The sequence below is a fragment of the Brevibacterium sp. XM4083 genome, from assembly GCF_006489205.2.
Classification (GTDB): domain Bacteria; phylum Actinomycetota; class Actinomycetes; order Actinomycetales; family Brevibacteriaceae; genus Brevibacterium.
Genome location: NZ_VFYR02000001.1, coordinates 568,807 through 594,601, shown reverse-complemented (window position 1 = coordinate 594,601; position 25,795 = coordinate 568,807). Strand labels below are relative to the sequence as shown.

Annotated in this window: 22 protein-coding genes; 5 read left to right on the top strand and 17 right to left on the bottom strand. The window is 68.2% G+C overall.

Translation table 11 applies throughout. From position 1 onward, the window contains the following. The first annotated feature begins 45 nt into the window (after window positions 1-45). Window positions 46-957, top strand: coding sequence for a LysR family transcriptional regulator (locus tag FJ887_RS02530; protein WP_137825685.1), 912 nt, complete (start codon window positions 46-48; stop codon window positions 955-957). A 70-nt stretch (window positions 958-1,027) separates the two neighbouring features. Here the strand turns inward: FJ887_RS02530 and FJ887_RS02525 are convergent, their stop codons facing one another. Continuing rightward, window positions 1,028-1,771 carry a phosphoglyceromutase gene (locus tag FJ887_RS02525; RefSeq protein ID WP_137825686.1) on the bottom strand — a complete coding sequence of 248 codons (744 nt, stop codon included), beginning with the start codon at window positions 1,769-1,771 and terminating at the stop codon, window positions 1,028-1,030. Window positions 1,772-1,867: 96 nt separating this feature from the next. On the opposite strand from FJ887_RS02525, the gene FJ887_RS02520 reads away from it, so the two are divergent. Further along, window positions 1,868-2,887 (top strand): bile acid:sodium symporter family protein, encoded by a 1,020-nt coding sequence (locus FJ887_RS02520; protein WP_171007043.1) that lies wholly within the window; start codon window positions 1,868-1,870, stop codon window positions 2,885-2,887. A 4-nt stretch (window positions 2,888-2,891) separates the two neighbouring features. On the opposite strand, the gene FJ887_RS02515 is transcribed toward FJ887_RS02520, so the two are convergent. The 7 genes from FJ887_RS02515 to FJ887_RS02485 all read right to left on the bottom strand — a co-directional run bounded on the left by FJ887_RS02515 (window position 2,892) and on the right by FJ887_RS02485 (window position 7,866). Next, window positions 2,892-3,278, bottom strand: a complete 387-nt coding sequence (locus FJ887_RS02515; RefSeq protein ID WP_137825687.1) for an iron chaperone — start codon at window positions 3,276-3,278, stop codon at window positions 2,892-2,894. Next, window positions 3,278-3,931, bottom strand: coding sequence for a YbjN domain-containing protein (locus FJ887_RS02510; protein ID WP_250786145.1), 654 nt, complete (start codon window positions 3,929-3,931; stop codon window positions 3,278-3,280). The genes FJ887_RS02515 and FJ887_RS02510 overlap by 1 nt, the downstream gene beginning before the upstream one ends. Window positions 3,932-4,028: 97 nt before the next feature. Then, on the bottom strand, window positions 4,029-5,414 hold the full coding sequence (locus tag FJ887_RS02505) for a glycosyltransferase (protein WP_249356782.1): 1,386 nt from the start codon (window positions 5,412-5,414) through the stop codon (window positions 4,029-4,031). A 10-nt stretch (window positions 5,415-5,424) separates the two neighbouring features. Continuing rightward, window positions 5,425-6,249, bottom strand: coding sequence for an alpha/beta fold hydrolase (locus FJ887_RS02500; protein ID WP_137825689.1), 825 nt, complete (start codon window positions 6,247-6,249; stop codon window positions 5,425-5,427). A gap of 7 nt (window positions 6,250-6,256) precedes the next feature. Beyond that, the gene (locus tag FJ887_RS02495; RefSeq protein ID WP_137825690.1) at window positions 6,257-6,568 is read right to left on the bottom strand and encodes a DUF2516 family protein; all 312 of its coding nucleotides are present in this window, start codon (window positions 6,566-6,568) and stop codon (window positions 6,257-6,259) included. A 45-nt stretch (window positions 6,569-6,613) separates the two neighbouring features. Further along, on the bottom strand, window positions 6,614-7,069 hold the full coding sequence (locus FJ887_RS02490; RefSeq protein WP_137825691.1) for an AzlD domain-containing protein: 456 nt from the start codon (window positions 7,067-7,069) through the stop codon (window positions 6,614-6,616). Continuing rightward, complete coding sequence (locus FJ887_RS02485) at window positions 7,066-7,866, bottom strand: AzlC family ABC transporter permease (protein WP_171007044.1); 801 nt, start codon at window positions 7,864-7,866, stop codon at window positions 7,066-7,068. Before FJ887_RS02485 ends, FJ887_RS02490 begins: the two co-directional genes overlap by 4 nt. An 83-nt stretch (window positions 7,867-7,949) precedes the next feature. On the opposite strand from FJ887_RS02485, the gene FJ887_RS02480 reads away from it, so the two are divergent. Next, on the top strand, window positions 7,950-8,714 hold the full coding sequence (locus tag FJ887_RS02480) for a helix-turn-helix domain-containing protein (RefSeq protein ID WP_249356783.1): 765 nt from the start codon (window positions 7,950-7,952) through the stop codon (window positions 8,712-8,714). A gap of 75 nt (window positions 8,715-8,789) precedes the next feature. Here the strand turns inward: FJ887_RS02480 and FJ887_RS02475 are convergent, their stop codons facing one another. Continuing rightward, the gene (locus tag FJ887_RS02475) at window positions 8,790-9,932 is read right to left on the bottom strand and encodes an FUSC family protein (protein WP_137825693.1); all 1,143 of its coding nucleotides are present in this window, start codon (window positions 9,930-9,932) and stop codon (window positions 8,790-8,792) included. 85 nt (window positions 9,933-10,017) lie between these two features. Between FJ887_RS02475 and pepN the strand changes: the two genes are divergently transcribed. Next, complete coding sequence (gene pepN / locus FJ887_RS02470; protein ID WP_140954813.1) at window positions 10,018-13,038, top strand: aminopeptidase N; 3,021 nt, start codon at window positions 10,018-10,020, stop codon at window positions 13,036-13,038. Between the two features lie 202 nt (window positions 13,039-13,240). Here the strand turns inward: pepN and FJ887_RS02465 are convergent, their stop codons facing one another. The 3 genes from FJ887_RS02465 to FJ887_RS02455 form a co-directional block, all read right to left on the bottom strand. Further along, window positions 13,241-14,323, bottom strand: a complete 1,083-nt coding sequence (locus FJ887_RS02465) for a C40 family peptidase (protein WP_140954814.1) — start codon at window positions 14,321-14,323, stop codon at window positions 13,241-13,243. Window positions 14,324-14,643: 320 nt separating this feature from the next. Further along, window positions 14,644-15,717, bottom strand: a complete 1,074-nt coding sequence (locus FJ887_RS02460) for an LLM class flavin-dependent oxidoreductase (RefSeq protein WP_181365613.1) — start codon at window positions 15,715-15,717, stop codon at window positions 14,644-14,646. A 184-nt stretch (window positions 15,718-15,901) separates the two neighbouring features. After that, window positions 15,902-18,295 carry an HNH endonuclease signature motif containing protein gene (locus tag FJ887_RS02455; protein ID WP_140954816.1) on the bottom strand — a complete coding sequence of 798 codons (2,394 nt, stop codon included), beginning with the start codon at window positions 18,293-18,295 and terminating at the stop codon, window positions 15,902-15,904. 237 nt (window positions 18,296-18,532) lie between these two features. Here FJ887_RS02455 and FJ887_RS02450 point away from each other — a divergent pair, with 237 nt between their 5' ends. Further along, window positions 18,533-19,855 carry an FAD-dependent oxidoreductase gene (locus FJ887_RS02450; RefSeq protein ID WP_140954817.1) on the top strand — a complete coding sequence of 441 codons (1,323 nt, stop codon included), beginning with the start codon at window positions 18,533-18,535 and terminating at the stop codon, window positions 19,853-19,855. Window positions 19,856-20,108: 253 nt separating this feature from the next. On the opposite strand, the gene FJ887_RS02445 is transcribed toward FJ887_RS02450, so the two are convergent. The 5 genes from FJ887_RS02445 to FJ887_RS02425 all read right to left on the bottom strand — a co-directional run bounded on the left by FJ887_RS02445 (window position 20,109) and on the right by FJ887_RS02425 (window position 25,704). After that, window positions 20,109-20,504, bottom strand: coding sequence for a universal stress protein (locus FJ887_RS02445; protein ID WP_137825698.1), 396 nt, complete (start codon window positions 20,502-20,504; stop codon window positions 20,109-20,111). Window positions 20,505-20,770: 266 nt separating this feature from the next. Next, window positions 20,771-22,201: an APC family permease gene (locus tag FJ887_RS02440; RefSeq protein ID WP_137825699.1), complete on the bottom strand. Its 1,431-nt coding sequence runs from the start codon at window positions 22,199-22,201 to the stop codon at window positions 20,771-20,773. Window positions 22,202-22,228: 27 nt separating this feature from the next. After that, window positions 22,229-23,059, bottom strand: a complete 831-nt coding sequence (locus FJ887_RS02435; protein ID WP_140954818.1) for a type 1 glutamine amidotransferase — start codon at window positions 23,057-23,059, stop codon at window positions 22,229-22,231. After that, entirely contained in the window at window positions 23,059-24,087 is a 1,029-nt protein-coding gene (locus FJ887_RS02430) for a dipeptidase (protein ID WP_140954819.1), read from the bottom strand. Before FJ887_RS02430 ends, FJ887_RS02435 begins: the two co-directional genes overlap by 1 nt. A gap of 465 nt (window positions 24,088-24,552) precedes the next feature. After that, entirely contained in the window at window positions 24,553-25,704 is a 1,152-nt protein-coding gene (locus FJ887_RS02425) for a DUF819 family protein (protein WP_140954820.1), read from the bottom strand. Window positions 25,705-25,795 lie beyond the last annotated feature (91 nt).

The following is a 25,795-nucleotide window of genomic DNA, read 5'->3' as shown; positions in this document are numbered from 1 at the left end:
TAAAATCCATTGAAAGTCACTCCAGTCATTCATTACGATATTTTGATGATCGATATCGTCGCCCTGCGCACCCTCGTCGCTCTCGACGGGCTCGGGTCCGTCACCGCCACGGCCGACTCCCTCGGCTACACGCCGGCCGCGGTCAGCCACCAGCTGCAGAAGCTCTCCCGCTACCTCGGCGCCCCGGTCACCGAACGCACAGGCCGCGGCATCTCGCTCACGCCCATGGGACGCGAGCTCAGCAGCCGCGGGTCGCAGATCCTCCACGACCTCGAAGGCATCGAGTCCGAGGCCCGGGCCCGCTCAGGTGACCCGCGCGGCCGGATCACCGTCGGCGGGTTCTCCACCGGCATCCGCGGCCTGCTCGTCCCCGCGCTGCCCCGGCTCGCCGAGGCCGCGCCCGAACTCACGGTGACGAACGTCGAATCCGACCCGGACGAACTCGTCGAGATGGTCTCGGCGGGGCGGATCGACGCGGCCCTGATCTTCGACTGGAACAGCTCCGTCCTCCGCCTGCCCTCGACCCTGACCTCGGAGATCATCGCCGTCGACCGTGCCGACATAGTCATGCCGTGTGACCATCATCTCGCCTCGCGCGCCGAGGTGACACGCGCCGACCTCGTCGGTGAGGTCTTCGTCTCCGCCCCGCGCGGGGCGGTGTGCCATCGCTGGCTCGTCGCGCTCTTCGAGGACCTCGGCAGCGAGCCGCGGGTCGAGTACTGGGCGGTCGAGTACGACACCCAGGTCGAGTTCAGCCGGTCGGTCGGCGCACTCGCACTCGTTCCCCGGCTCGGTCGCCCGCACCTGCCGTCCGATGTCACGGCAGTGCCGCTCGACGACCCCTCGATCGCCCGGTCGATCCACACCGTATGGCGGCGGTCGATGACGAACTCCCCGGCGATCGCCGTCCTGCGCAGGCAGATGCAGGCGATCGCCGGGGAGTTCGCGGAACGCTGACGAGCGCCAGCCGGGCTCGTGTTGAGCCGGGCTCAGGCTCTGCCGGGTTCCGGCTCGGGTCGGCTCGGGCTCAGCGGCCCTGGTTCGCGACCTTGCCGATCGCCTCCTCGGCCGCTGCGGGGTCGAGGTAGGTGCCGCCCGGGGTGACCGGCGTGAAGTCGTCGGTGAGTTCGTAGTGGAGCGGGATGCCGGTGGGGATGTTGAGTCCCGTGATGTCCGCGTCGGAGATGCCGTCGAGGTGCTTGACGAGGGCCCGCAGCGAGTTGCCGTGAGCGACGACGAGGACGGTGCGGTTCTCCGAGAGTTCGGGAACGAGGACGTCGTACCAGTAGGGCAGGAGACGGTCGATGACGTCGGCGAGGCATTCGGTGCGCGGCACCGAGTCGCCGAGGTTGGCGTACCGCGGGTCGCCGACCTGCGAGAACTCAGAGGCGTCAGAGAGCGCGGGCGGCGGGGTGTCGAAGGAGCGACGCCAGGTCATGAACTGCTCTTCGCCGAACTCCTCGCGGATCTCCTTCTTGTCCTTGCCCTGCAGCGCGCCGTAGTGGCGTTCGTTGAGCCGCCAGCTGCGGTGGGTGTCGAGCCACGAAAGGTCGGCGGACTCGAGGGCGAGGTTCGCGGTGAGGATGGCCCGCTTGAGGCGGGAGGTGTGGACGACGTCGGGGATGAGATCGGCCTCGCGCAGGAGCTCTCCGGCGCGCTTGCCCTCGGCCCGTCCCTTGTCCGTGAGGGTGACATCGACCCAGCCGGTGAACAGGTTCTTCTGGTTCCATTCGCTCTCGCCGTGGCGCAGCAGGATGAGGTTATGTGTCATGGCCCCTATTTTCGCACGGGCGGCGTCCCCCACTCGACGGTTCCATGATGTGGTAGTTCGTCTTGCCTGACGGGACGACGGGGCTAGTATTCGGCTATGTCCGATTCAGCACAGCACCCGAGTCCCGCCCCGGCGCAGACCGCCCGAGCCGACCGCAGTTCGATCATCGCCGTCACTGCCCTGCCGGTCCTCGTCATCCTCGCCGGCGTCCTCGGCTTCCTCAGTCCGGACACGTTCACCCCGCTCGCGCCGACGATCACGTGGAGCCTCGGCGTCGTCATGTTCTTCATGGGGCTGACATTGACGCTGCCGGACTTCGCGCGGATCGCGAAGCGTCCGTGGATCGCCCTCCTCGGCGTCGTCACGCAGTACGTCGCGATGCCGCTGCTCGGACTCCTCGTCGTCACCGTCTACGATCTGCCGCCGGAGATCGCCGTCGGCGTCATCCTCGTCGGCTGCGCGCCGGGCGGGACGGCCTCGAACGTCGTGACCTATCTGGCGAAGGGCGACGTCGCATTGTCCGTGTCGGTCACGACGCTGTCGACGCTCATCGCTCCTGTGCTCACGCCGCTGCTCACCCTGTGGCTTGCGGGGTCGTACATGGATGTGCCGTTCTGGTCGATGTTCGTCTCGATCTGCCAGACGGTGCTCGTGCCGGTCATCGTCGGTGTGCTCGTGCGCCTCGTCGCCTCCCGGTTCGTCGACCGGATCGCCCCGGCGCTGCCGTGGCTGGCCTCGCTGGCGATCGCCTACATCGTCGCCATCGTCGTCGCCGGTTCGGCCGGCTCGATCGCCACGGCGGGCATCCTCGTGCTGCTCGCGGTCATCACGCACAACGTGCTCGGGCTCGCCGTGGGCTACGGCGTGGCCGCCGCGTGCCGTCTCGACACGCCCACCCGCCGGGCCCTCTCGTTCGAGGTCGGTCTGCAGAACTCCGGGCTCGCCTCGACGCTCGCGACGACGTACTTCTCTCCGCTCGCGGCGCTGCCGGGTGCTGTCTTCAGCGTGTGGCACAACGTCTCCGGTGCCGTTCTCGCCTCGATCTTCGCGCGCCTGCCCTACGGCAAGCCCCCGGCCGATGCGTCCCGCACCGCGCCGGCGCGGCAGGACGCGTGAGGGCTCACATCCACTTGACGCCGTCGACCTCGAACTCGCGGATGCGGTAGCTGATCATCTCAGCGAGGAGGTCGGTGGGGATCTCCTCGTCGTAGGGCAGCTTGATCGAGCCCTTGCCCGTGTCGAAGTCGCTCAGCCGATCCGCGAAGGCCTCCTTCGTGCTCGGGGTGAAGACGAAGTTCGCATGGTGTGTGTACCCCGCGAAGACGAAGAGGATCGAGTCGAGGAAGTATGCAGGGTTGCCCCATTTGATGCCCTCACCGGCGGTCGGGGCGTGCTCCCGGCTGAGATCTCGCAGCTGCGTGAGGAAGTCCCGCTGCGCCTCCGAGTCGAAGGTCGCGATGTATTCGTCGACGGTGCCCGGCTTGCTGAGATCGACGCGTTTGATCATCACCTCTCCCCTCCCTCAGGCGCGGTCACGTCCGCGGGCTCAGCCGCCTCGGTGCGCTCAGCGCCCTCAGACTGGTCGGACCCGATCGCCCCCGCCTGCTCGGACCCGAACGTCCCCGACTGCTCGGATCCGGGCGACTCAGCCTGCTCGAATCCGGGCGATTCCGACCGCTCCGGTCCGATCGTGCCGAGGAACTCATTGTCGGGACCGGAGAGCACATGCTCGAACGCCGCGAGGTTCCGCGTCGACTCCCCGCGGCTGACCCGCCACGCCCACTCCTTCTTCATCCCCGTGAGGAAGCCGATGAGGAGGAGTTCGTTGAACGATTCGTCGGCGACGGTGAGGAACTCCCCCAGCAGCCCGTCGAGGTCATCGAGCAGCCGAAGCACTGGAACCGTGGCCCGGAGATAGACGTCGCCGAGGTGGTCGACTCCGAACGCGGTCGCCGCGAGCTTCATGTTCTTCCGCAGCAGCCAGCGGTTGAACTCCGCGGCGTTCTCATCCGGGTGGCGGATGACGAACGCGGCGAGCTCGGCGGTCCGGGCCGAGATGACGATCGAGACCGTCGTCTTGAGCTTCCGCTCCCCGGCAGCACGACCGCGATCGACGAGTCGTCGACGCTGTCGACCTCGACCTCGTTCGCGCTCGCCCACTCGGTGATGCCGGACATGATCTCAGCGGCCCTCGTCGGGGCGTCCGTCCCGGCCGTCGGAGCCGGGGTCTCTGGAGGTGCGGATTCGGGCTCTGTCATCAGAGCGACCCCCCGCACAGGCCGGGAGCGGCGAGGTCCCGCTCGATCGGTTCGACCGCCTCGGCGAGGGCGTCGAGCACCGTCGCCACCGTCGTGTGCCAGTCGAACCGCTGCGAGCGGGCCACCGCGTGCTCGCCGAGTTCGGCGCGCAGCTGCGCGTCGCCGAGCAGCCGCTCGAGGGTGAGCGCCCAATGGCGCGGGTTGTGGTCGGCGATGAGGAGACCGGAGAAGCCGTTCTCGACGACCTCCGGCAGACCGCCCACCGCCGAGGCGATCGCGGGCAGCCCCGAGGCCGCGGCCTCGGCGGCGACGAGCCCGAAGGATTCGCTGCGCGACGGGACGAGGAGGACATCGGCGGCACGGTAGTACGTGACGAGATCGGCCGCCGGCACCGGCTGCCTGACCTCGATGTGCGGGTCGACGGCGACCGCCGCCGAGAGTGCGGTGTGGAAGTCCGCGGTGTGGAGATCCGTGCTGTGGAGATCCGCGGTCCGGAGGTTCGTCATCTGACGCCCGGATGCCGCGAACTCAGCACTGCGGTGGTGCGAGGAATCGGCCGGCTCGGCCCACCCCGAGGCGGCGCCGAGGAGGATCCCGCGGGTGGACGCCGCCAGCTCCGGGTTGTTCTCCTGCAGGCAGGCGAGGGCATCGACGACGACGTCGGTGCCCTTGATGAACTGCATTCGCCCGACGTAGAGGACGAGGTGCTCGTCGGTGGCGATGCCGAGCTCCCGCCGCGCCGCAGCCCGGGAGCCGGGTGAGAAGAGATCGTGGTCGACGCCCGGGCGGGCGACGATGACGGAGTCCGGAGCGGCGCCGAGCTCCCCGATGAGGTCACGGCGTTCGGCGGGAGTGTTGGCGACGAGGAGGTCGACGCGGTGGGCGATGCGCTCCTCGGCCCGCAGGCGCCGAGGCGATTCGTCCTCGGTCTCCGAGTCCCGGTTCTTCACGGCACCGATCGTGTGCATGCTCGCGATGAGCTGCGGGCGAGCCCGGGTGACGTCATTGCCCGTGACGAGCGCCTGTGCCTTGAGGGCCGCCTCGGCGGAGATCCAGTAGTGCGCCCACACGAGGTCAGCGGCGGCATACGCGGGATGTGCGGCGAGCAGGCGCGCAAGGTCGTCGATCCGCCCGGCGAGCGCATCCTTCGTCGCGGCGTCCGTGCGCAGCCAGTGGAGGCGGATGTTCTCCGACAGCGTCACGGTGTCGGCGTCGGGCCGCTCGGTGCCGTTCCCGTTCGGGTCGGCGGTGAAGACGTCGACCACGTGTCCCATGGCGGCAAGGGCCCTGACCGTGTGGTCGACGTAGACGTTCATCCCGCCCGCGTCGCCCTGCCCCGGCTGCGCCGCGGGTGAGGTGTGGAGGGAGAGGACGGAGATGTGCACGGTCGCCAGTCTAGCCAAAGAACTCGCTGAGGATTCGGCGGACCTCATGGCGGCCGCGCCACAGGATCGATCCGGCGGGCAGGACCTCGAGGCGTGAGCCGGGGACGGCGGCCGCGATCTCCTCGGCGACGAAGACGGGATGAGCGGGGTCGTCCTCGTGGGTGAGGACGAGCACCTCGCCCGCGAACTCGCGCAGCCGGGTGAGTCCGGTGTCGAACTCGGCGGGGTCGCCGACGCCGGCGGCGGCGATCTCGAGGGCGAGACCGAGCCCGTCGGACATGTCGGTGTGGACGAGGTTCTCCGCCTTCGCCCGCGTCCAGGCGCGGGCCGGGACGAGGGCGGCCACCTCGGCGGGTTCGCGGGAGAGCATGAGCTCGGTGATGCCGTCGACGTCACCGGCGGCGACGAGACCGCGCAGGGACTCGAGGTACGCGGTGTGGGCGTGGGCCACCTCGGCGGGGAATCCGGCGAACGATGCGGGCAGGACGAGGGCGACCTTCTCCAGTCCGGCGGCGGCCGGGTGCCCGGTGCTCAGCAGCCGGAGGAGACCGCCGGCGGACATCGAGACGCCGAGGGCCCGCGTCGCGGAGGTCGCGGTGAGTGCGTCGGCGAGCGCCTCGGCGATGAGGGCGTAGTCCCACCCCGGCCCGGGTGAGGGTCGGCCGCCGTGGCCGAAGAGGTGGAGGAAGTGCTTCGTTCCCGTGATGCCGGTGCCGAACGGGCGGGTGTCGCGGATCGCGCCGGCGAAACCGTGGCTGAAGAGGGTGTGAGGGTCGCCGGTGCCGAACGTCGAGATGTACCCGGTCTCGGGACCGGGGAGGTTGGCGTCGCTCATGCGCGGGTCAGGCGTTCCGGTTCCGCGGGTCGACGGCCTTGATCTTCGGGCGCACGTCGGTGAGGTAGACGATCGCACCGACGAGGGCGAGGAGATTGAGGAAGATGATGCTCTGGCCCAGCGGCGGCAGGGCGATGAGGGCGAGCGCGAGGCCGACCCCGAGGAGGATCACCCAGAACTTCTTGCTCTGCTTGTCCACGGCGCGGTAGTTCTCATCCTTGTACCGGAGCGCATCGACGAACGCCCACAGCTGGACGCCGAACGCGGCAACCGTGAGGGCGAGAAAGACGAGGCGCTGAAAGTCAGCAATGAGTTCCATGCCCACCAGGGTAGCAACCGCCGGTGCCGACGGCATCGGGGCAACTCACAGGATGCCTGAGACCCGCAGACCCGCGCACACGCCCATGGCGAGGACGACGCTGACGAGCATCGGCACCCGCAGGATCGCGGCGAGCACCCCGACGCCGACGCCGATGAGTCGCGCCGGATCGGCGAGGTCGCGGCCGTCGAAGATCGCCGTCGTCGCGAAGACGGCGCCGATGAGGACGACGGTGGCCCGGTCCATCCACTTCGTCACCCGGGAGGTCGGTTCGTCGGGGACGACGTCCGCACCGGTGGCGGCCGGGTCGTTCGCCGGGGTGGTTGCGCTCGGGGTGGCTGTGCTCGCCGAGGCGGGGGCGCGGTCGTCATCGGCGGCGACGAGGGCGCGGCGCTTGCCGCGGGTGGCGAGCGCGGCCCCGACCTTGACCCCGGCGAAGCGCATGACGTACGTGCCGATGGCCAGGGCGGCGAGCGCGATGAGGAAGGACGTCGCAGTCATCGGGTGGCCTCGCTTTCGGGTGCAGTCGTGGTCGGGGTGGCAGGCAGGTCGTTCTCCTTGCTCTTCCCAGCCCCGGCACCCTTTCCCTTCCTCATCCTCCGCGAGCGGACTGCACGGCGGACCAGCCAGCCGAGGGCGACGACAGCGAACACCGACAGGGAGGTCACCGCGCCGAGGCCGAGCGGCAGGATCGGCGTGAGCAGCACAGCGACGAGGATGCCCGCCAGGGTGAGGCAGAGCGTCTTCCGGTTCTTCAGGTCACCGCGGATGAGGCAGAAGAGGATGATCGGGAACGCGGCGTCGAGTCCGAGCATGTCCGCGTCGACGACGCTGCCGAGCCATTGGCCGACGACGGCACCCGAAGGCCACATCAGGGCGATCGCCGCCCCCATGAGGAGGAAGGCGTGCCAGCGCTGGCGGTCGCCGACTCCGGTCCGGGCGACCGCGGTCGATTCGTCGTTGATCCAGTGGGCGGCGATGAGCGCCCGCCAGTCCTGCGGGAAGAAGGGACCGACGGCCATGCCGAACGCGAAGTTCCGCGAGTTGACGAGGAGACCGGCGAGCACCGCGAGCACCGGGGCCCCGCCGGCGGCGATGACGCCGACGAACGTGAATTCGGCCGCCCCGCCGAGGGCGAAGGCCGCGAGCAGCAGCGTCTGCCACCACGCGAACCCTGCGGTCGCCGAGATCGCACCGTAGGACAGGGCGACGGCGACGATCGTCACCGTGATGATCGCGACGGCGCGGTAGGTCGACGCCGGAAGCACGCGATCGATCGTGCGGAATGCTGAACTCATGTTCACCATAGTGCACACTCGCCCATTCGTTCGTCAACCCGAACGGGGCATCGGTCTGATGAACACCACGGTACGATGGTGCCATGAGTGCAGCTTCGAACGATTCGTCTCTCACCGACCACGCCGGCGACGTCGACCGCACCGACGATGGCGCCGACCGCGTCGACGTCGACCGCGCCGACGATGTCGCCGACTCCGATGAGATCGTCGACTCTGGCGCCGATGATTCCGCGCTCGGCGACTCATCCCTCGGCGACCCATCCCCCAGCGACACGTCCCCCGGTGAGGTCGTCCCGGAGGACTCGCGGACGCCAAGGGCCCAGGTCGCCGCGGCGGTGAAGCGCGAACGCCAGCGCGCCGGCCTCTCCCTCTCGGAGGTGGCGCGCCGTGCCGGCATCGGCAAGTCGACGATGTCCGGCCTCGAAGCGGGCACCGCCAATCCGAGCCTCGAGACGATGTGGGCTCTGGCCGCCGCCCTCGACATCCCGCTCTCCCGACTGCTCGATCCCCCGCAGCACGAGGTCGCCCTCCACCATGTCCGCGACATGCCGAGCCTGCCCTCGACGTCGGCGAACTACGTCGCGACGCTGCTCTCGACGTCCCCGCCGACCGCACGGCGCGACATCTACTTCATCCAGGCCGAACCGGGCGAGTCACGCAATTCCCACCCGCACCCGGCGGGCACGATCGAGCACGTCATCGTCGGCCGCGGGGCGGCGCGGATCGAGGCGCTCGGACAGTCGTACGAACTCGTCGCCGGCGACTATCTCGTCCATCCCGGCGATCAGCCGCACACGTTCACCGCGCTCGAACCCGGCACGAACTGCATCTTCGTCATCGAGAGCTGACAGCGCTGCCGTCGAGAGCCGACGACAGCCTCGGCGAACCCTGACGACGCCCTCATCGAAAACTGACAGGACGCGTCACTCCACGGGCGGCCCGTCGGCGTTGTCCTCGGCGAGGGAGGGCAGCCGGTCGTGGGCGGCGTCGTTCGTCAGACCGGCCGCCTGGAGGAGATCGGCGGCCACCGGCCGCAGGAGCAGGACGAGGGATTCGTCGTGGATGTCCCAGCTCTTCTCCGCCCGCGGATCGAGTTCGCCTGCGGCCTCGGACAGGGCCACCTCGGCGAGGGAGCGGTCGGTGCCCCTCCGCAGTGCGATCTCGAGCTTCTTCGCCCCGTCGGCCAGGGATTCGACGTAGTCGGCGATGATCGGCTTCTTCACCCCGAGCTCGGTGATGCCGACGACCCTGCGCGCGATGACGCGGATCGTGCGCATCGCCCGGTCGGAGTAGGTGTGGGCGCGGGAGAGTCGGGTCACCTCGGCGGCATGACGGCGACCGCGCGCGTTGATCTTCGCGGCCTCCTTCGACACCTGGAGCGAGGACCCCCACGAATCGATGATGTCCTGGGTCTCGCGGGCACGGGTGAGCGCCCGCATCGCGAGTTCGGTGTCGGCGTCCCGCAGCGCCCGCGACATCATCGTCAGCACGCTGCTCACCTCATCGAGGAGGTTCGCCGCGAGCGCCCGCGGGACCTTGCGGGCGTCGCGGGGCATGATGAGGGCGAGGATGATCGCGAAGAGCGAGCCGACGAGGGCGTCGAGGGTGCGCGGGAACGGCAGGGTCGTCGCGGTCGCGGGAACGACGACGACGTAGACGGACTGGACGGCGATCTGCGTGATGAAGATGCCCCCGGAGTTGAGCACTGTGCCGATGACGAGGCCGATGATGAGGGTGAGGGCGAGCTGCCAGATGCCGGACCCGTAGATGTTGACGAGCACCTCGCCGACGAGCACCCCGAAGGTCGCGCCGAAGCCGATCTCGAGCGAGCGGCGCAGGCGGCGGTCGGCGACGGGACCGATGCCCACGGCTGCGGCGACGGCGGCGAGGAACGGGTAGGGATGGCCGAGGACGTAGACGCAGAACGCGTACGCGGCGGTCGCGGCGATGGGGATCTGGATGAGCTGTCCGAAGTTCGCGCCGACGCGTTTGAATCCCATGCGCAGACGATGGGCGACGACGTTGAACCCTCGCTTGGCCAGCCCGCTGACCTCGACTTTCGCCATGCTTTCCGACCCCCTCCCGCGCTCGCTGTACTCAGATTACCGGAATTGTGACATGCTAATGTCGGTGCGCCGAGGAGGCTGAAGAATGACGACGAACCTGACCCGAGACGAAGCGCAGAGCCGATCTCATCTGCTCAAGGTCAAGACTTACACCGTTCATCTCGATGTGAGCAATGCCGAGTCCGATGCTGATACGTACCTCTCCCGCACCGTCGTCGAGTTCAAGGCTCGCGCCGACGCCCAGACCTTCATCGACCTCATCGCCGACTCCGTCTCTCTGGTCCAGATCAATGGGGAGGACCTCTCCCCCGCCGAGGTGTTCGACGGTGCCCGCATCACGTTTCCCGTCCGTGAGGGCAAGAACACCCTGACTGTTGAGGCGCGGGCACGGTATTCGACCTCGGGTGAGGGCCTGCACCGGTTCACCGACCCCGCCGACGGCAAGGTCTACCTCTACTCGCAGTTCGAACCGACCGATGCCCGGCGCGTGTTCGCGAACTTCGACCAGCCCGATCTCAAGGCGAAGTTCGTCTTCAGCGTCACTGCCCCCGAAGCGTTCCAGGTGCTGTCGAATCAGGCCGAGACGAGCCGTGAGGCCACCGGCGACGATGCCGTGACCCATTACTTCGCGCCGACGCTCAAGCAGTCGAGCTACATCACGTGCATCACGGCCGGCCCCTATGAGGGGGCGACGGACACGTGGACGGACCCGGTGACGCAGGAGACGGTCGACCTCGGCGTGTGGACCCGGGCCTCCCTCGTCGATCATCTCGATGCCGCCGACATCCTCGGGATCACGAAGGCCGGTCTCGACTTCTTCAGCGCCGAGTTCGACTACCCCTACCCGTGGGGCAAGTACGATCAGATCTTCGTTCCCGAGTACAACCTCGGCGCGATGGAGAATCCCGGCCTCGTCACCTTCACCGACGCGATGATCTTTCGCGACAAGGTCACCGACGCGATGTACGAGTCGCGCGCCAACGTCATCCTCCACGAGATGGCGCACATGTGGTTCGGCGATCTCGTAACGATGAAGTGGTGGGACGACCTGTGGCTCAAGGAGTCGTTCGCCGATTACATGGGCGGGCTGGCGCTCGCCGAGGCGACGCGGTTCACCGACGGCTGGGTGACGTTCGCGCTGCGTCGCAAGGCGTGGGCGTACATGCAGGACCTCTACCCGACGACGCATCCGATCGTCGCCGACATCCCCGACGTCGAGGCGGCTAAGCTCAACTTCGACGGCATCACGTATGCCAAGGGCGCCTCGGTGCTCAAGCAGCTCGTCGCGTACGTCGGGCGGGAGGCGTTCTTCGCCGGGTCCCGGCTCTACTTCAAGCGCTTCGCGTTCGGGAACACGGAGCTCGCGGACTTCCTCGAATGCCTCGCCGAGGCGGCTCCCGAGCGGGACATCGCCGGCTGGGCGGACGCGTGGCTGGGGACCTCGGGGGTCTCGGAGCTCTCGCTCGCCCTGACGACGGGGGACGACACCGGGTCGGCCGGCACTGCTGGGTCAGCGGGCGATGCCGGGTCCACGGGCGACGCTGGGTCGGCTGGCGACGCCGCGTCGTCGCGGGGTGCCGGAGCCGCGCGTGATGCCGCGCGGGCGAGCATCACGGGAGCGCGGATCTCGCAGTCGGATTCGGCGGAGGGTGCGAAGCTGCTGCGGCCGCACACGCTCGAGATCGCGACCCTCGGCCGGGCCGGGCGCGACATCGTGCCGCTCGATTCCGTGGTCTTCGACTTCGATGAGGAGTCCGCCGAGGTGGAGCAGCTCATCGGTCGCACGCGCGGTGACATCGCCCTCCTCAACTACGGCGACCACGACTATGCGCGGGTGCGCCTCGACGAGGCGTCGACAGAGACCGCGGTGACCGCGGTGTCGCGGATCAAGGATCCGCTCTCGCGGGCGCTCGTGTGGTCGGCTCTCGACAATGCGGTGCGCGACGGGCTGCTGCCGGTGCAGAGGTATCTCACGGCGTATGCGCGCAGCCTCGGCAAGGAGAGCAATCCGGGGATCATGGCCGGTCTGAGTCAGACGGCTCTGCTCTGCCTTGATCAGTGGGTGGCCGAACGCAATTTCGAGACGGCGATCTCCGGGCTCCTCGGGGCCGCGCTCGATGCGCTCGCGACGGCGAAGTCCGGGTCGGATGCGCAGCTGCATCTCGCGAATCTCGTCCTCTCGCTGACCGCCCGCACGGCGCGCTGCATCGAGGCCAACCCGTCGATCGCCATGGGTCGCGCGTTCGCCACGCAGGTGCTCACGGTGCCAGTGGGCGAGGAGATCGACAGCATGAGCCCCGAGGTCGCCGAGGAGGCGGCACCGGAGACGACGCCCGCGGCCGAGGCCGATGTTGCGTCCGAGGCCAGTGTTGCGTCTGACACCGGTGCTGCGTCCGGCGGCAGTGCTGCGTCCGAGGCCAACGCCGCGTCCGGCTCCAGCACTGATGGCTCCAGCGCCGACCGTGCGGCGGCCGCTGGGAAGGGCGCGGACTCCGGGTCGGCCACTGCCTCGCGACGGGCCTCCGCGCGGGCTGGGGCGAGCGGGCCCGCGGAGCATGCGGCCGCCTCGCTGCCGTTCCGGGGGCTCATCAACGATCATGCGCTGCGGTGGAACGCGCTCACCGCTCTTGTCAGCCTGGGGTGGGCGGACCAGACGGACATCGCCCGCGAGACCCACCTCGACCAGAGTTCCTCAGGGCGACTGCGCGCCGAGACCGCGAGTGCGGCGCTGCCTCTGCCGATCGTCAAGATGCGCGCATGGGAGGCGATCCTCGATGCGGCCCAGCTGAGCAATGATGTGCTCTCGGCGATCATCTCGGGATTCGTCGCCCCTTCTGCGCTGCCGATCACCGAGGTCTACGTCGACGAGTACTTCGAGCGGCTGCGCGGGTTCTGGGCGGACAATTCGATCGAGATCGCCAGGCGGCTCGTGCTCGGGCTCTATCCGCGCTGGTCGGATGATGAAGAGGGCGTTGTCGAGCGGACCGACGCGTGGCTCGACGAGAACGCCGATGCGCCGGCGGCCCTGCGGCGCCTGCTCATCGAGCGCCGGGACGATCTCGCGCGGGCGATCTTCCTCAAATCACGCCAGACCTCGCGGCACTGACCCGCCGAGCCGGCCGCGCGTCACCACGACCGCCAGCCATCGCCTCGGGGGACGGGGCCCGGACTCACGCACCCTCTTCGGCGGACCGGCGACAACCTCGGCGAATTGCCCACCACCTCGGCGAACTGGCCCCCATCAAACGCCGGAAGCCGGTCGCAGGACGACTGCGGCCGGCTTCAGTGCGGGAACGAACGGATGCGCATCAGATGATGCGGCGGGCTCCGGAGAACTCGTTGCCCTTGTCCCAGTCCTTCCAGTCGACGACGTAGACCGTCTTCGAGGCGTTGGGTGAGTGAATCATCTTGCCGTCGCCGATGTACATGCCGACGTGGTGGACGGTGCCCGAGCTCGTCGAGAAGAAGAGCAGGTCGCCGGCCTTGAGGTCCTTCGACGAGACCTCCTTGCCGACCTTCGCCTGATCGCCGGAGTCGCGCGGGATGTCGATGCCGTGGGCGCGGTAGATGCTGTAGGTGAAACCTGAGCAGTCGAAACCGTAGGCGGAGACACCGGCCCACAGGTAGCGGAGGCCGTCGAACTGCTTCGCGGTCTCGACGAGGTCGTCACCGGAGGGCTTGGCGGGCTTGTCACCCGCTTCGTAGACGGCGACGTCGTCGACGTCGATCCACGCCGCCCCGCCGCCGGGCAGGGCCACGCGCACGTCCTCGACGTCCTGGGCGATGAGGGGAAGCTCGACGTTGAAGCTCGGGTCGGCGCCCGCGTCCTTCGTGAACTCGATGCCTTCGAGCTCGGTCGTCTTCGCGGTGACGACAGCGCGCGGCTGGTCCTTCTTCAGCGAGCCGAAGCGGTCGTTCTCAACGAGCTGCTTCGTCGGCACCCAGCCGGGGTAGCCCTTGTCGTCCTTCGGGGTGGACTGGTCGTTGACGGCGACCTTCGCCCAGTCACCCTTGATGTCGAGGACGGTGACGGGTGAGCCGTAGACGGCCTGGGTCTCGGTCTTGCCGGTCAGACCGCGGCGCACCTCGGTGTCCTTGAGGTTGTCGTTCCATTTGTCGAGGTCGACGGGTTTGCCCAGAGCCGGTTCGTCGACCTTGCGCGGGGAGGACGTGTCCTTCCACAACGTGGCGACGGTGACGTCGACGTAGGCGGTCTCGCCCTTCTCGATCTTGCCGTCGGTGATGGGTTCGAGTTCCTGTCCGGGCACGACGGAGGCCGCCATAGTGGACGAGGAGTTCGTCGAAGTCAGATTGCTCGAGATGGCAGGAGCGCCGGCACTGAGCACGAGCCCGAGTCCGAGCGCCGCCGAAACAGCGATTCTGGTACGCATTGATTCTCTTTCGGTCTGCGGGATAGACCTGGGGTCGCACCCGCGCGGGGGAAGCCGCCGAATGTTCATTTCTCTGCGTTCCGTCACCCTGCGCACCGACCGGTCTCGGCCGATTCTCAGGGCATCGAAACGATGCACGCAGACGATTCTACTGTCTGACCCGGATATTGTCTCGGGTCAGACGGTGAACAGTCCGTTTCCCGGACTGCTGCTCAGCGATCGGGGTCACCGTATGGGGCTCACTCTTGGAGCTCACCGCAGGAGTTCACCGCAAGGGGCTCACCGTAAGGAGCTCACCGCAAGAGGCTCACCGCAGAAGCTCATCGCAGGAGCTCACCGGCGAGCAGCTCGAGGGTCTGGATCCGTGCGGCATCCTCACGCAGGTCTTCGCCGTCCATGGCACCGGCCACGGGCTGGAGCATGACCTCATCGACTTCGAAGCGGGCGGCGAGCTCCTCGATCTGGGTCTTCGCCGACTGCGGGTCGCCGATGATCCAGTTCTTCGACAGCTCTTCGGCGACCATGCGCTCCTGATCCGTCATCACCGAGCGCACATCATCACCGGCCAGTCGCAGCGGTCCCATCGCCCCGCCGGTGCGCAGCCGAGCCATCTGCAGCATGAACGGTTCGGATCGCAGCCGAGCCTCCTCCTCGGTGGGTGAGACGACGGCGTTGACGGTGACGAAGGTGCGCGGCTCGTCGCCGTAGGCGCCCGGGGTGAAGTTGTCACGGTAGATCTTCATGCCCGTCGTCGCGCCGGCGGCGAAGTGGTTGGCGAAGACGTAGGGCATGCCGAGTTCCGCGGCGAGGCGTGCGGAGTACCCCGAGGATCCGAGCAGCCACGGCAGCACCTGGGTGCCCGGGACGGGTGCCGGAGTCGCGCGCAGCGTGTGTTCGCGTCCGCCCTGCAGCGGGATGCGCACACCCTCGGCGGTCATCAGGGCCAGGGTGTCGATGACGTGCTGGGGGAACTGTTCGACGGGGTCGATGGTCTGACCGTTGCGGTCGACCATCCGTCCTTCGCCGAGGTGGCCCCGCATCGCCGCTGAGGTGATCGGGTCCGTGCCCGGTGCCCGTCCGATGCCCAGATCGATCCGGTCGCCGTAGATCGCTGCCAGGAGGGAGAAGAGTTCGGCGACGGCGAGTGGGGCGTGGTTGGGCAGCATCACTCCACCGGAGCCCAGTCGGATGCGTTCGGTGCCCTGGCCGAGGTACATGAGTTCGGCTCCGGGCATCGTCGAGGCGATCGACGGCATGTTGTGATGTTCGGCGACCCAGTAGCGGGTGTAGCCGAGTGCATCGGCGGCGCGGACGAGTTCGTGGGACGCGGCAAAAGCGTCCGAAGTGGTCTGCCCGACGCGGACGGGCACGAGATCGAGAAGGGAAAGCTCCATGTTCAGGCCAACAGTCGCCTTGAGGCGATCATTCCATGACCTGGCTCACACACGGCGCTGACCAGGATCGATCGCCGTGCCCGAGGGTCGTCTGTCCGAGGGTCGTCTGTTCGAGGGGCGTCTGCCCGCGAGTCGTCAGCCCGAGGCGAGGGCACACTCGTCCCCTCGAGCCTCGATTGCGCTGCTATCCGAAGAGGGTGTCGGCAATGTCGTCGGCGATGAAGCGGGTGTGGAGGATCGGCCGTCGCGCTGGGTCGATGGTCGCCGGCGGCACCCAGGCGGGCCTGCCGTCGAAGAGCGTGATCGTCTCCCAATCGGTTCGGTCGATGAGGTGGTGGTGATAGCTGCACGCCAGGGTGAGGTTGTTGATGTTGGTCTTGCCGCCCTCGGAGAACGGCACGATATGGTGCGCTTCGCACCAGCCCGGTGGGGTCTCACAGCCGGGGAATGTGCAGCCTTTGTCGCGTGCGGTGAGGATTGCGAGCTGGTTCTTGTTCGCGTACCGGTTCTCGGTCTCAACGCTGACCGTCCGGCCTTTCTCGCTCATGAGGTGGAAGAAGACGGTCTTGTTGAGTCCTTCGCGGACAGCGGTGTCGATGGGGAAGCTCTCGGCGGCTCCCGTCGTCGCACGACCCCTTCCTTGGGCGATGTCTTCGGCCTTGGCGGTGACGACGAGCGCGAACGGTGCGCCTGCCCCGACGCGGTCCATTTCGATGCGACCGATGATCGTCGCGAACCGCTCGTAGATCCGATTGCGCACGGACGGCTGGGCACCGACCATGGGCACGGCGATGCCGTCGTCGCGCATTCCGTACCCCGCAGGGACATCCGCGGCACGCGAACTCTGGGCCGACGCGACGGGAATCTGCTGGGGAGTCGGATCGACGGCGTCGTAACGGTCACCGCAGAGCACCTCGGAGAACAGTTTGACGACGTCGTCCGCCGCATCATCGCCGCTCGGATCGCCGTTGTTCCTCGGGCCACCGATGCCGGCCGGATCACCGCTGCCGGCGGCCGCATCGTCGGCGCTCGGACCACCGCTGCTGCCGACCTCACCACCGAGACGTCCTTCGCCATCGCTGCTCGAGCCCACATCATCACCGGTTGCCTGCATGTCCGTGCCCGGCTCCTCGTCATCGACTGGCTGAGTGCCGTTGGAGCACGAGTCGGTGCCGCTCTCGGACTCGGACTGCATACGTGACGTGAGCAGTCCGTGCATGATCCCGCCGACCACGGCGTCCAAGCGACCCCGGAGGTCCCAGGTTCCGTCTTTGCGGGCGCGCAGATGGACGGCGAAGTCCTCTCGCGGAGTGTCGTCCTTGGGCAGTTCGCCGTCGGGATCAAGCCATTTGAGGATCTCGTCGAAGAGGATCCTGATGTCTTTGACGTGCACGGCCGGTGCCTTGTCGACGAGGATGCTCTCCGCCTCGAGTCGTTGCGCCTCGGTGACCGTGCGCGGAAGCTCTCCGATGAAGCGGGTGATCAGCCCGGCTTGCACCGTCGACAGCCGTCCGGAGCGCAATCCCTCCGCGATCGCCGGATTGACGGGTTCGAGCGATTCCCCTGAGGTGGTCACCCGCTTGCCCAGGTTGTCAGCCAGATCGACGCGCCGTGCCGCTTCTCGCGAGGACACCCCGCAGCGATCCCGCACGAGGTCCTTCGTCGTCTTTGCGCCGTAGTCCCGTGGAGCCCCGACTCGCTGGAACACGGAGAGGGTGACGACCGAGAGCGCTTCGGCGAGGCGGTTGATCGTCTCGATGCCGTCGAGCATCGCGATCGCCTCATCGGGGCCCATCGGCCGCGCGAAGCACTCCAGTTCGTCGACGAGGCTGCGCAGATTCTCGATGCTTCCGGTCATCTCCGGCGCGAGCGACGAGAGGTCAGCCCACGCTTCGTCGTTGAGCAGAGGGTGGACCGGCGAGACGGTCGACTGCGCATTGTCCGCTGTGACTTCGACCTGATCTTCCTCACCCACCTCGGGATGACTATGCCCCTGGGTCGCGGCGTCGCTCGAGTTGTCTGCGCTGCCTGCACTCGCGTCGACTGAGGTGTTGACGTGTTGGGAGCGGGAATCAGTGCTGACACCCTGGGGGCTGGAATCGGAATCGGCATCAGCGCCGACATGCTCAAGGTCGGACGCCCCAGCCTCGTCGGGGAAGGGGTCGCGGGGTTCGGCAGGCGGCCCGGACACCCTGTCGTGCATGGTCCGGTCGGAGATCGAGCTGGCGAAGCCCAACCCGACTTCCCCATTGCCGGGAGCGGGACCCAGCCCGCCGAGGACATCACGCTGCCGCTCGATGAGATCGTTCTGCCGGTGCGCGGACGATTCGTCCCAGTCTGAGCATTCGGCCGGAATCCACCATGCGTCCGGGCCGGCCCCGACATCGGGAGCACCGTCGCTCGACCGCCGCCTGTCGAGCTTCCGCTGACGGCTGCCGTTCGGAACCCGACCTCCGGCCGCACGCGAGCGGCGCGACATCCGCTTGCGGCGTGCGCTCCGTTGATCGCGACTGCGATCCGGGGTGAGGGTCATGTCCTCGAGGTCCGTCCGTCGTCCTGTGGTTCCTGTGTGATCCATCTTACACCCAAGGATGTGAGTAGTGAATAGTGATGTACGAATTTTTTAGATAATCTTCCTTAGTTTGAATTCATTGTCTCAGCGTTCTCCTCGCCTTCCTCACCTCGGGAAACCGCCGAGAACAGAGCAGGTATTGCAGTTATCGCAAACCTGATTGCAGTCGCGACTGCCTCCGAGCACACTGGTCCCTGTCCACCGATCTCTGCACTGTCCGAATCCAGAAGCGAGGGAACCGTCATGACCCCAGCCACCCAGACCATCACCGCCGACGTCGCCATCGTCGGAGGTGGTGCCGCCGGCCTCGCCACGGCGATCGCTCTCGCTCGCTCCCTGCGCCAGGTCGTCGTCATCGACGCTGGTTCACCGCGCAACCGCACAAGCGCCCATGCCCGCAATGTTCTCGGACACGAGGGCATCAACCCGCTCGATCTCGTCGCGAAGGGTCGACAGGAGGCCGAGGGCTACGGGGTCACGTTCATCGACGCCACCGTGACCGGCGCACAGTCCACCGACACCGAGGCGGCCCGTCCTCACCAGGAGAACGCCCCGACCGGTGGGCACTCCCCCGCCAAATCGGCACCCACCGTGACTGGTTCGCACAGCGCTCCCGCCGAAGCGGCACCCACAGTGACCGGTACGCACAGCGCTCCCTCCGAGGCGGCACCCACCGAAACCGGTACGCACAGCGCCCCCGCCGAGGCGGCACCCACCCACCGCTTCATCCTCGACACAACAGCCGGCACTCGGGTCACGGCGCAGCATGTCGTCATCGCCACCGGCATCACCGATGAGCTCCCGGAGATTCCCGGCCTTGCCGAGGGATGGGGAGACACCGTCCTCCACTGCCCCTACTGCCACGGCTACGAGGTGCGCGGGCAGAGCATCGGCATCATCGGCACCACGGCCCTGTCGTACCACCAGGCGATGATGTTCTCCCAGCTCAGCGACCGGGTGACCTTCATCAGGCACGCTGCGCCGAACCCGACGCCCGAGCAGGCGGCAATGCTCGACGCCCTCGGCATCGCCTTCGTCGATGCGCAGATCGACGCAGTGCACAGGACCGCGTCAGGCACCGAAGTGACACTGAGGTCTGCCGCCGGTGCCTCGAGTATCAACCGACCGAGCGCTGATCGAAGTCACGCCACCGCATCTGAAGTCGCCGGCGCTCCCAGCCATGCCACCGCATCTGACGACAGGGCCGTTTCAGACACCACCGCTGCCGGATTCACCGCGCCTGAGGTCACCGCTGCTCCCGAACACGGAGCCGCCGCATCCGACGACACCGCCTCCGCAATCACCCTCGACGCGCTGGTCGTCGGCCCGTTCTTCCGCGCCAACGGCGAGGTCTTCTCTCAGCTCGGCGGCAGCGTCGTCGAAGACCCGAGCGGCATGGGATCATCGATCACCGCGGACCCGACGGGTCGCACCGACATCCCCGGTGTGTGGGCCGTCGGGAACGTTGCGGACATGTCCGCGATGCTCGGAGCGAGCGCGGCCAGCGGCGTGCGCGCCGGCGCGATGATCAACTACGAACTCATCCAGAGCGCCCTCGCCGGCTGAGCCACTGCACCGGGCCGAACCTCAGCCGACGGGCACACGAGTCAGCTCAGCTCCGCGCGCACCCCAGCGCGCAATTCCGCGCGTACCCGCGCGCACCCGCGCGCACCTCAGCACGCAACCCAGCACCCAGCTCAGCCCGCAACCCAGCGCGCACCCAGGCACCCAGCCCAGCGCTCAGCTCATCACCCAGCCCGCAACCAAGCACGCAGCTCAGCCCGCAACCCAGCCCGCACCCCAGCGCTCAGCACTGAGCTCAGTACTCCGCCTTGACGCAGAGCACGGGGCACACGGCGTCGATGATGACCTTCTGGACCGTCGATCCCAGGAGGAACTTGCCCACCGGGGTGCGCTTGCGGGTGCCGAGCACGACGAGCTGAGCCCCCACCTCGGCGGCGGTGGCGATGATCTGCTCCGCCGGGTCGAGCTCATTGCCGGGAGCCCGGATCTCCCCGGTCACCCCCGCCTCGGCGAGGATGGACTCCACCTCGGCGATCTCCTTCTCACCGAGGCGGTGGGAGTCCCGCCGCACGACCGGCCGGGAGGCGTTGACGACGATGACGCTGCTGTCGTGCTTCTTCGCCTCCGCGATCGCGGTGTCGAGGGCCGCGCGCCCATCCGGGGTGTTGACGTAGCCGACGATGATGGTCATGGTTCACCTTCGCATTCGGTTCGCTGCCGCCCGATCGGGGCGGACATGAGCATGGTGGATGGGGCGGGTTCGTTCGTGCCTCGCCGAGGCGGTCGGAACTCCTCCGCACGACCTCGCCGGGGCGGTCGCAGCTCCTCTGCGCGACCTCGCCGAGGCGGTCGGAGCACTTCCGCACGACGCCGACCGAGCGGGACGACGCTCCCCCGCACGACGCCGACCGAGGGGGACGACGCTCCCCCGCCGGGGGATCCGGGACGGCACGGTCATCACGTGAGGTCGTCCGGGTGGCGGAAGCGGGTGCTGCGGCCCTTGACGGAGCGGTTCCACAGCCAGGTGATCGCCCAGAGGACCACGCCGATGCCGATGAGCGCCACAGCGATCTGATACTGGATGAGATCGTCGAGGCGCGCCCACGGTCCGACGAGGAACGCGCACGTGAAGACGCCGAGCCAGGGCAGGAACGTCGGCGATCGGAAGTGCTCGTGATCGACCGGCTGGCGGCGCAGGATGAGCACCGCGACGTTGACGACGGCGAAGACGGCGAGGAGCAGCAGCGATGTCGTGCCGCCGAGGGAGGCGGTGACGGTCTCGGGCAGGATGCTGGTCACGGCGATGATGAGGGCGAACGCGATGAGGGTCGTGAAGATGATCGACACCCACGGCGAACGGCGGTTCTTCAGCACCTTCGCGAACACCGGCGGCAGCACGTTCTGCTTCGCCATGCCGTAGAGGAGGCGGCTGGCCATGAGCATGTTGATGAGCGCCGAGTTCGCCACGGCGAACATCGTCATGAACGGGAAGATCGCATCGATCGGAATCCCCGGGGCACCGGCCCGGACGACGTCGAGCAGCGGGGTCTCGCTCGCGGCGAGCTGACCGATCGGGACGGCCGCCACGGCGACGATCGAGACGAGGACGTAGATGACGCCGGTGATCGACAGGCCCGTGAGCATGATCTTCGGGAAGATCCGCGGATCCTTCGTCTCCTCGACCATGTTGACCGAGTCCTCGAAGCCGACCATCGAGAAGAAGGCGAGCGCCGTGGCTCCGGTGATCGCGAGGAACACGCTCTTGTCCTCGGCGGTCTCGAAGATGACGACCCGGGAAAAGTCGGCATTGCCGGAGCCGAGGGCGAAGAAGCCGACGACGATGACGAGCAGCAGCCCGGTGAGTTCGATGAGGGTGAGGACGACGTTGAACCACACGCTCTCGGACACGCCGCGCAGATTGATCGCGGCGACGAGAGCGAGGAAGCCCAGCGCGATCCACATCACCCCGGTACCCGAGATGTCCCAGCCGAAACCGGCGACCATGTTCGCGGCGAAGACGTTCGACGCCGTCGACGCCGAGGTGATGCCCGAGCTGAGCACCGCGAACGCGACGAGGAACGTGATGAAGTGGATACCGAACGCCTTGTGCGCGTAGAGCGCGGCACCGGCGGCGCGCGGGTACTTCGTGACGAGCTCCATGTACGAGCAGGCCGTGATGAGGGCGACGGCGAAGGCGAGGAGGACCGGCGCCCAGCCGGCTCCGCCCACCTGACCGGCGACCTTGCCGGTGAGCGCGTAGACGCCCGTGCCGAGGATGTCTCCGACGATGAAGAGGAGAAGGAGCTTGGGCCCCATCACCCGCTTCAGGGTCTCCGGCTGCTCACCGTCCTTCGAGGTGTCCGCTGACGCTGTCTCGCTGTGACTCACGATTCCTCCGTAGTCGTCTCGAGGCGCTCAGTCCGCAGTCGGTCGCCCGCGCTGGTCACGGACCACGGTGAGGAACGCTGTGAAGAGCCTCTTCGCTTCGACGAGGCTGTCGCCCTCACGCTCCTCGGCCTCTCTTTCGAGTGTGTCCTTATTAAACCCCAGTTTGGCCAGCTTCTCCTCGTCCCACCGCGAGATATTCTGCGCGGTCGCCTCGGGATGGAACTGTGTGCCCCACGCCCGCCCGACGCGGAAGGCCTGGATGCGACACGCCGGGCTCGTCGCGAGCAGCTGTGCCTCAGCGGGGAGATCGACGATCCGATCGACGTGGCTCTCGAGGAACGACGGCCGTGCGGACACCGCGGAGAACACGGGATCCTCGGCGGCCGCCTCGGTGAGATCGATCCACGTGTACCCCTTCTCCGGGGTTCCCGACTGCGCCTGCACGGTCCCGCCGGCGACGTGGGCGATGAGCTGCCCGCCGAGGCAGACGCCCAACTGCGGGAGGCCCTGGTCGAGTGCGCGGCGGACGAGGTCGGCCTCGCCGCGCAGCCAGGGAGCGCGGTCGGTCTCGTCGGGCATGAGTCCGCCGCCGAGGAGGATGAGGCCGTCGACGCGGTCGAGCTCGGTCGGTGCGGGCACCCCGGTCTCAGGGGCGGTGCGGACGTCGACGTCGAAGCCCGCCTCGGCGAGCCAGTCGGCGAACTTCCCCGGCGGGGAGTCGACGTCGTTGACGATGACGAGGACCCGGGGTGCGGGTGACGCCAGCGCAATGGGAGTGGAACCGGTGCCCGGCGCAGCCTCGGAGGTCGCACTGACGTCGGCTGCCGCCCCGGCGGTTGCCCCTGCCCCAGCCCCCATCATGACTCCCCCAGGAAGGACACGTACGCGTCCTCGTGCGCCTCGAGGACGCGCATGACGTTGTCGAAGCCGAGCTTGCGCAGGTCGGTCTCCGACCAGCCTCGGCGGGAGAGTTCGGCGAAGAGGTTCGGGTACTGGCCGGCGTCGCCGAGTCCGATCGGCAGCTCATCGACGCCGCAGATGTCCCCGCCGAGCCCGACGTGGTCGATGCCGATCCGCTCGCGCACGTAGTCGCAGTGGTCGGCGACATCGGCCACGGTCACCTCGGGGGCGGCCCCGTTCTCGCCGGCTTCCGCCCACTCCCAGCGTTCGCGCGAGACGAACGACGGGACGAACGTCATCATCGCCACTCCCCCGTTGCCGGGCAGGCGGTCGAGGACGTCGTCGGGGATGTTGCGGGGGTGCGGGTTGAGGCCGCGGGCGCACGAATGGCTGAAGATCACCGGCAGCGTGGTGAGGTCGAGGGACTGGTGCATGACGCTCGGCGCGACGTGGGAGAGGTCGACGATCATGCCGATCCGGTTCATCTCCGCGACGACTTCGCGGCCGAAGGCGGTGAGGCCGTCATGCTGGGGTTCGTCGGTCGCCGAGTCCGCCCACGAATGCGTCGTCGACCACGTCAGCGTCATGTACCTCGCACCCGCACGGGCGTAGCTGCGGAGCATCGCCAGTGATTCGTCGATCTGCTGGCCGCCCTCGACTCCCATGAGCGAGGCGACGCGGCCGGCATCCCGGGCGGCGGCCACCTCGGCGGCGGTGCGGGTGAACTTCAGGCGCTCGGGGTACGCGGCGACGAAGCGGCGGACCGCATCGATCTGCTCCCACGTCGCGACGACGGCGTCGGCCCCGGTGATCGACGAATGGACGTACACCGACCAGAACTGCGCGGCGACGTGACCGTCCCGCAGCTGATCCATCGTCGTGAACGGCGAGATCTGCGGGTCATTGAGCCCCTCGACGCTGTAGTCGCGCTCCTCCCGCAGCCACCACGCGAGGTCGTTGTGTCCGTCGAAGACGTCGATGCTCATCTGTGTCCTTTCGCGGCGGGGACGGTCATCCTCGCCGAGGTTGTCGCGGGGTGGGGGGCAGTGCTGGGTGGGTCTTGTGGGTAGGTGGTGCTTGTAGCTGAGTGGATTTGTCGTTGCGTAGTCGCGGGCGGTGGGTGCTTGCGTACGCCCAGGTTACGCCTCCGGTGTCTCGATCGAGCGGCAGTGCGGATCTGTGTCCGTGCACGCGCCCGTATCCGCACTGCCGCTTGATCGAGAGGGCCCGCGGGCGGAGGGCCCGCGGGCGGAGGGCTCGCGGGCGGGAGGGCTCGCAGTCGGAGGGCTCGCACCGAATCGCGGACCGGGCGAGAGGTGACGCTCCGGTGCCGGCGCCGGCGGTGGCGCGGGGCGCGGGGCGCGGGATCCACGGTGGCGCGGCAGGGCCGACGCAGCGCCTCACCCGACGCTGGGCCTTATCCGACGCGTCGCCTCACCCGACGCAGCGCCTCATCCGAGGCCGGACATGATCTGCGCCGAGGCGAGGCCGAGGAAGGTCCCGAGGAACGTGCCCATGAGCGCGAAGAGCACGCCGACGGGCACGAGCTGCCGGTTGAAGGCCCCGGCGACCACCGGTGCCGAGGCGATGCCGCCGATGTTCGCGGTGCTCGCCACGGCGATGCTGAAGAGCTCGGTCTTCGTCAGCTTCGCGTAGACGAGCATGATGGCGGCGTGGACGACGATGACGATGAGCCCGGCGACGAGGTAGAGCGGGGCCTGCGTGAGCGAGGTGAAGTCGGAGCCCGAGGCGATGATGCCGATGATGACGTAGAGCATGATCGTCGCGAGTTCGCTCGAGCCGCGCACCCGGCCGAACCGCGTCGAGCCGATGATGAGCCCGAGGACGCTGACGATGAGGATCGTCCACGTCGAGGCGTTGATGACGGTGCCGATCTCCGGCAGCAGCTCGCCCGCTTGGATCGCCAGCGCCGAGACGAGGAGGGCGAATCCGAGGAGCCCGAAGAGCGCGGGCATCGTCAGCGGCTTCTCCTCGTCGTCGGCCGTCGAGGTGACCTCGAGCTTCGAGGTGTCCGCCTTCGTCCAGCGGTTGAAGCGGTCGGAGACCGTCACGGAGGAGAAGATCAGCAGCAGCCAGAACGAGTAGATGACGGTGTCGACGATGAGCACGTACCCGAAGACGTCCTCGGGCGCTTGGAGGATCTCCTGCACCGCGACCATGTTCGCCGACCCGCCGGTCCACGAGGCGTTGAGGGCACCGAGCGCCTTCCACGCCTCCGGGTCGAGGACCGAGCGGAGGATGAGATAGCTGACGAGGAAGCCGGCGACGATGCTCGCGGCGGTCACGGCGAACGTGAGGAGCAGCTTGGGACCGAGCCGGATGATCTGCCGGATGTCGCATTTGAAGAGGAGAAGGAGGATCATCGCCGGCAGCAGGGCCGTGCGCAGGCCGTCACCCACCTCGGTGACGGAGTCGGAGTGGTCGAAGACGCCGAGCGTGTTGAGCAGCGCCGCGATGATGTAGAGGAAGACGAAGCCGGGCACGTAGGCGAAGATCCGGAAGCGGCCGCTCTGGCCGGCGATGACGAGGGCGGCGGCGATCGCGATGAGCACGCTGATGAAGAGGAAGCCGTCGGAGATCATGAGGGTGGTCCTTCAGTCGGGGAAGCGGTGGGGCTGGGTGGTCGGTGGGGCTGGTGGTCGCTCTGGGTGGCCGTTCTGGGTGGTCGGCGGG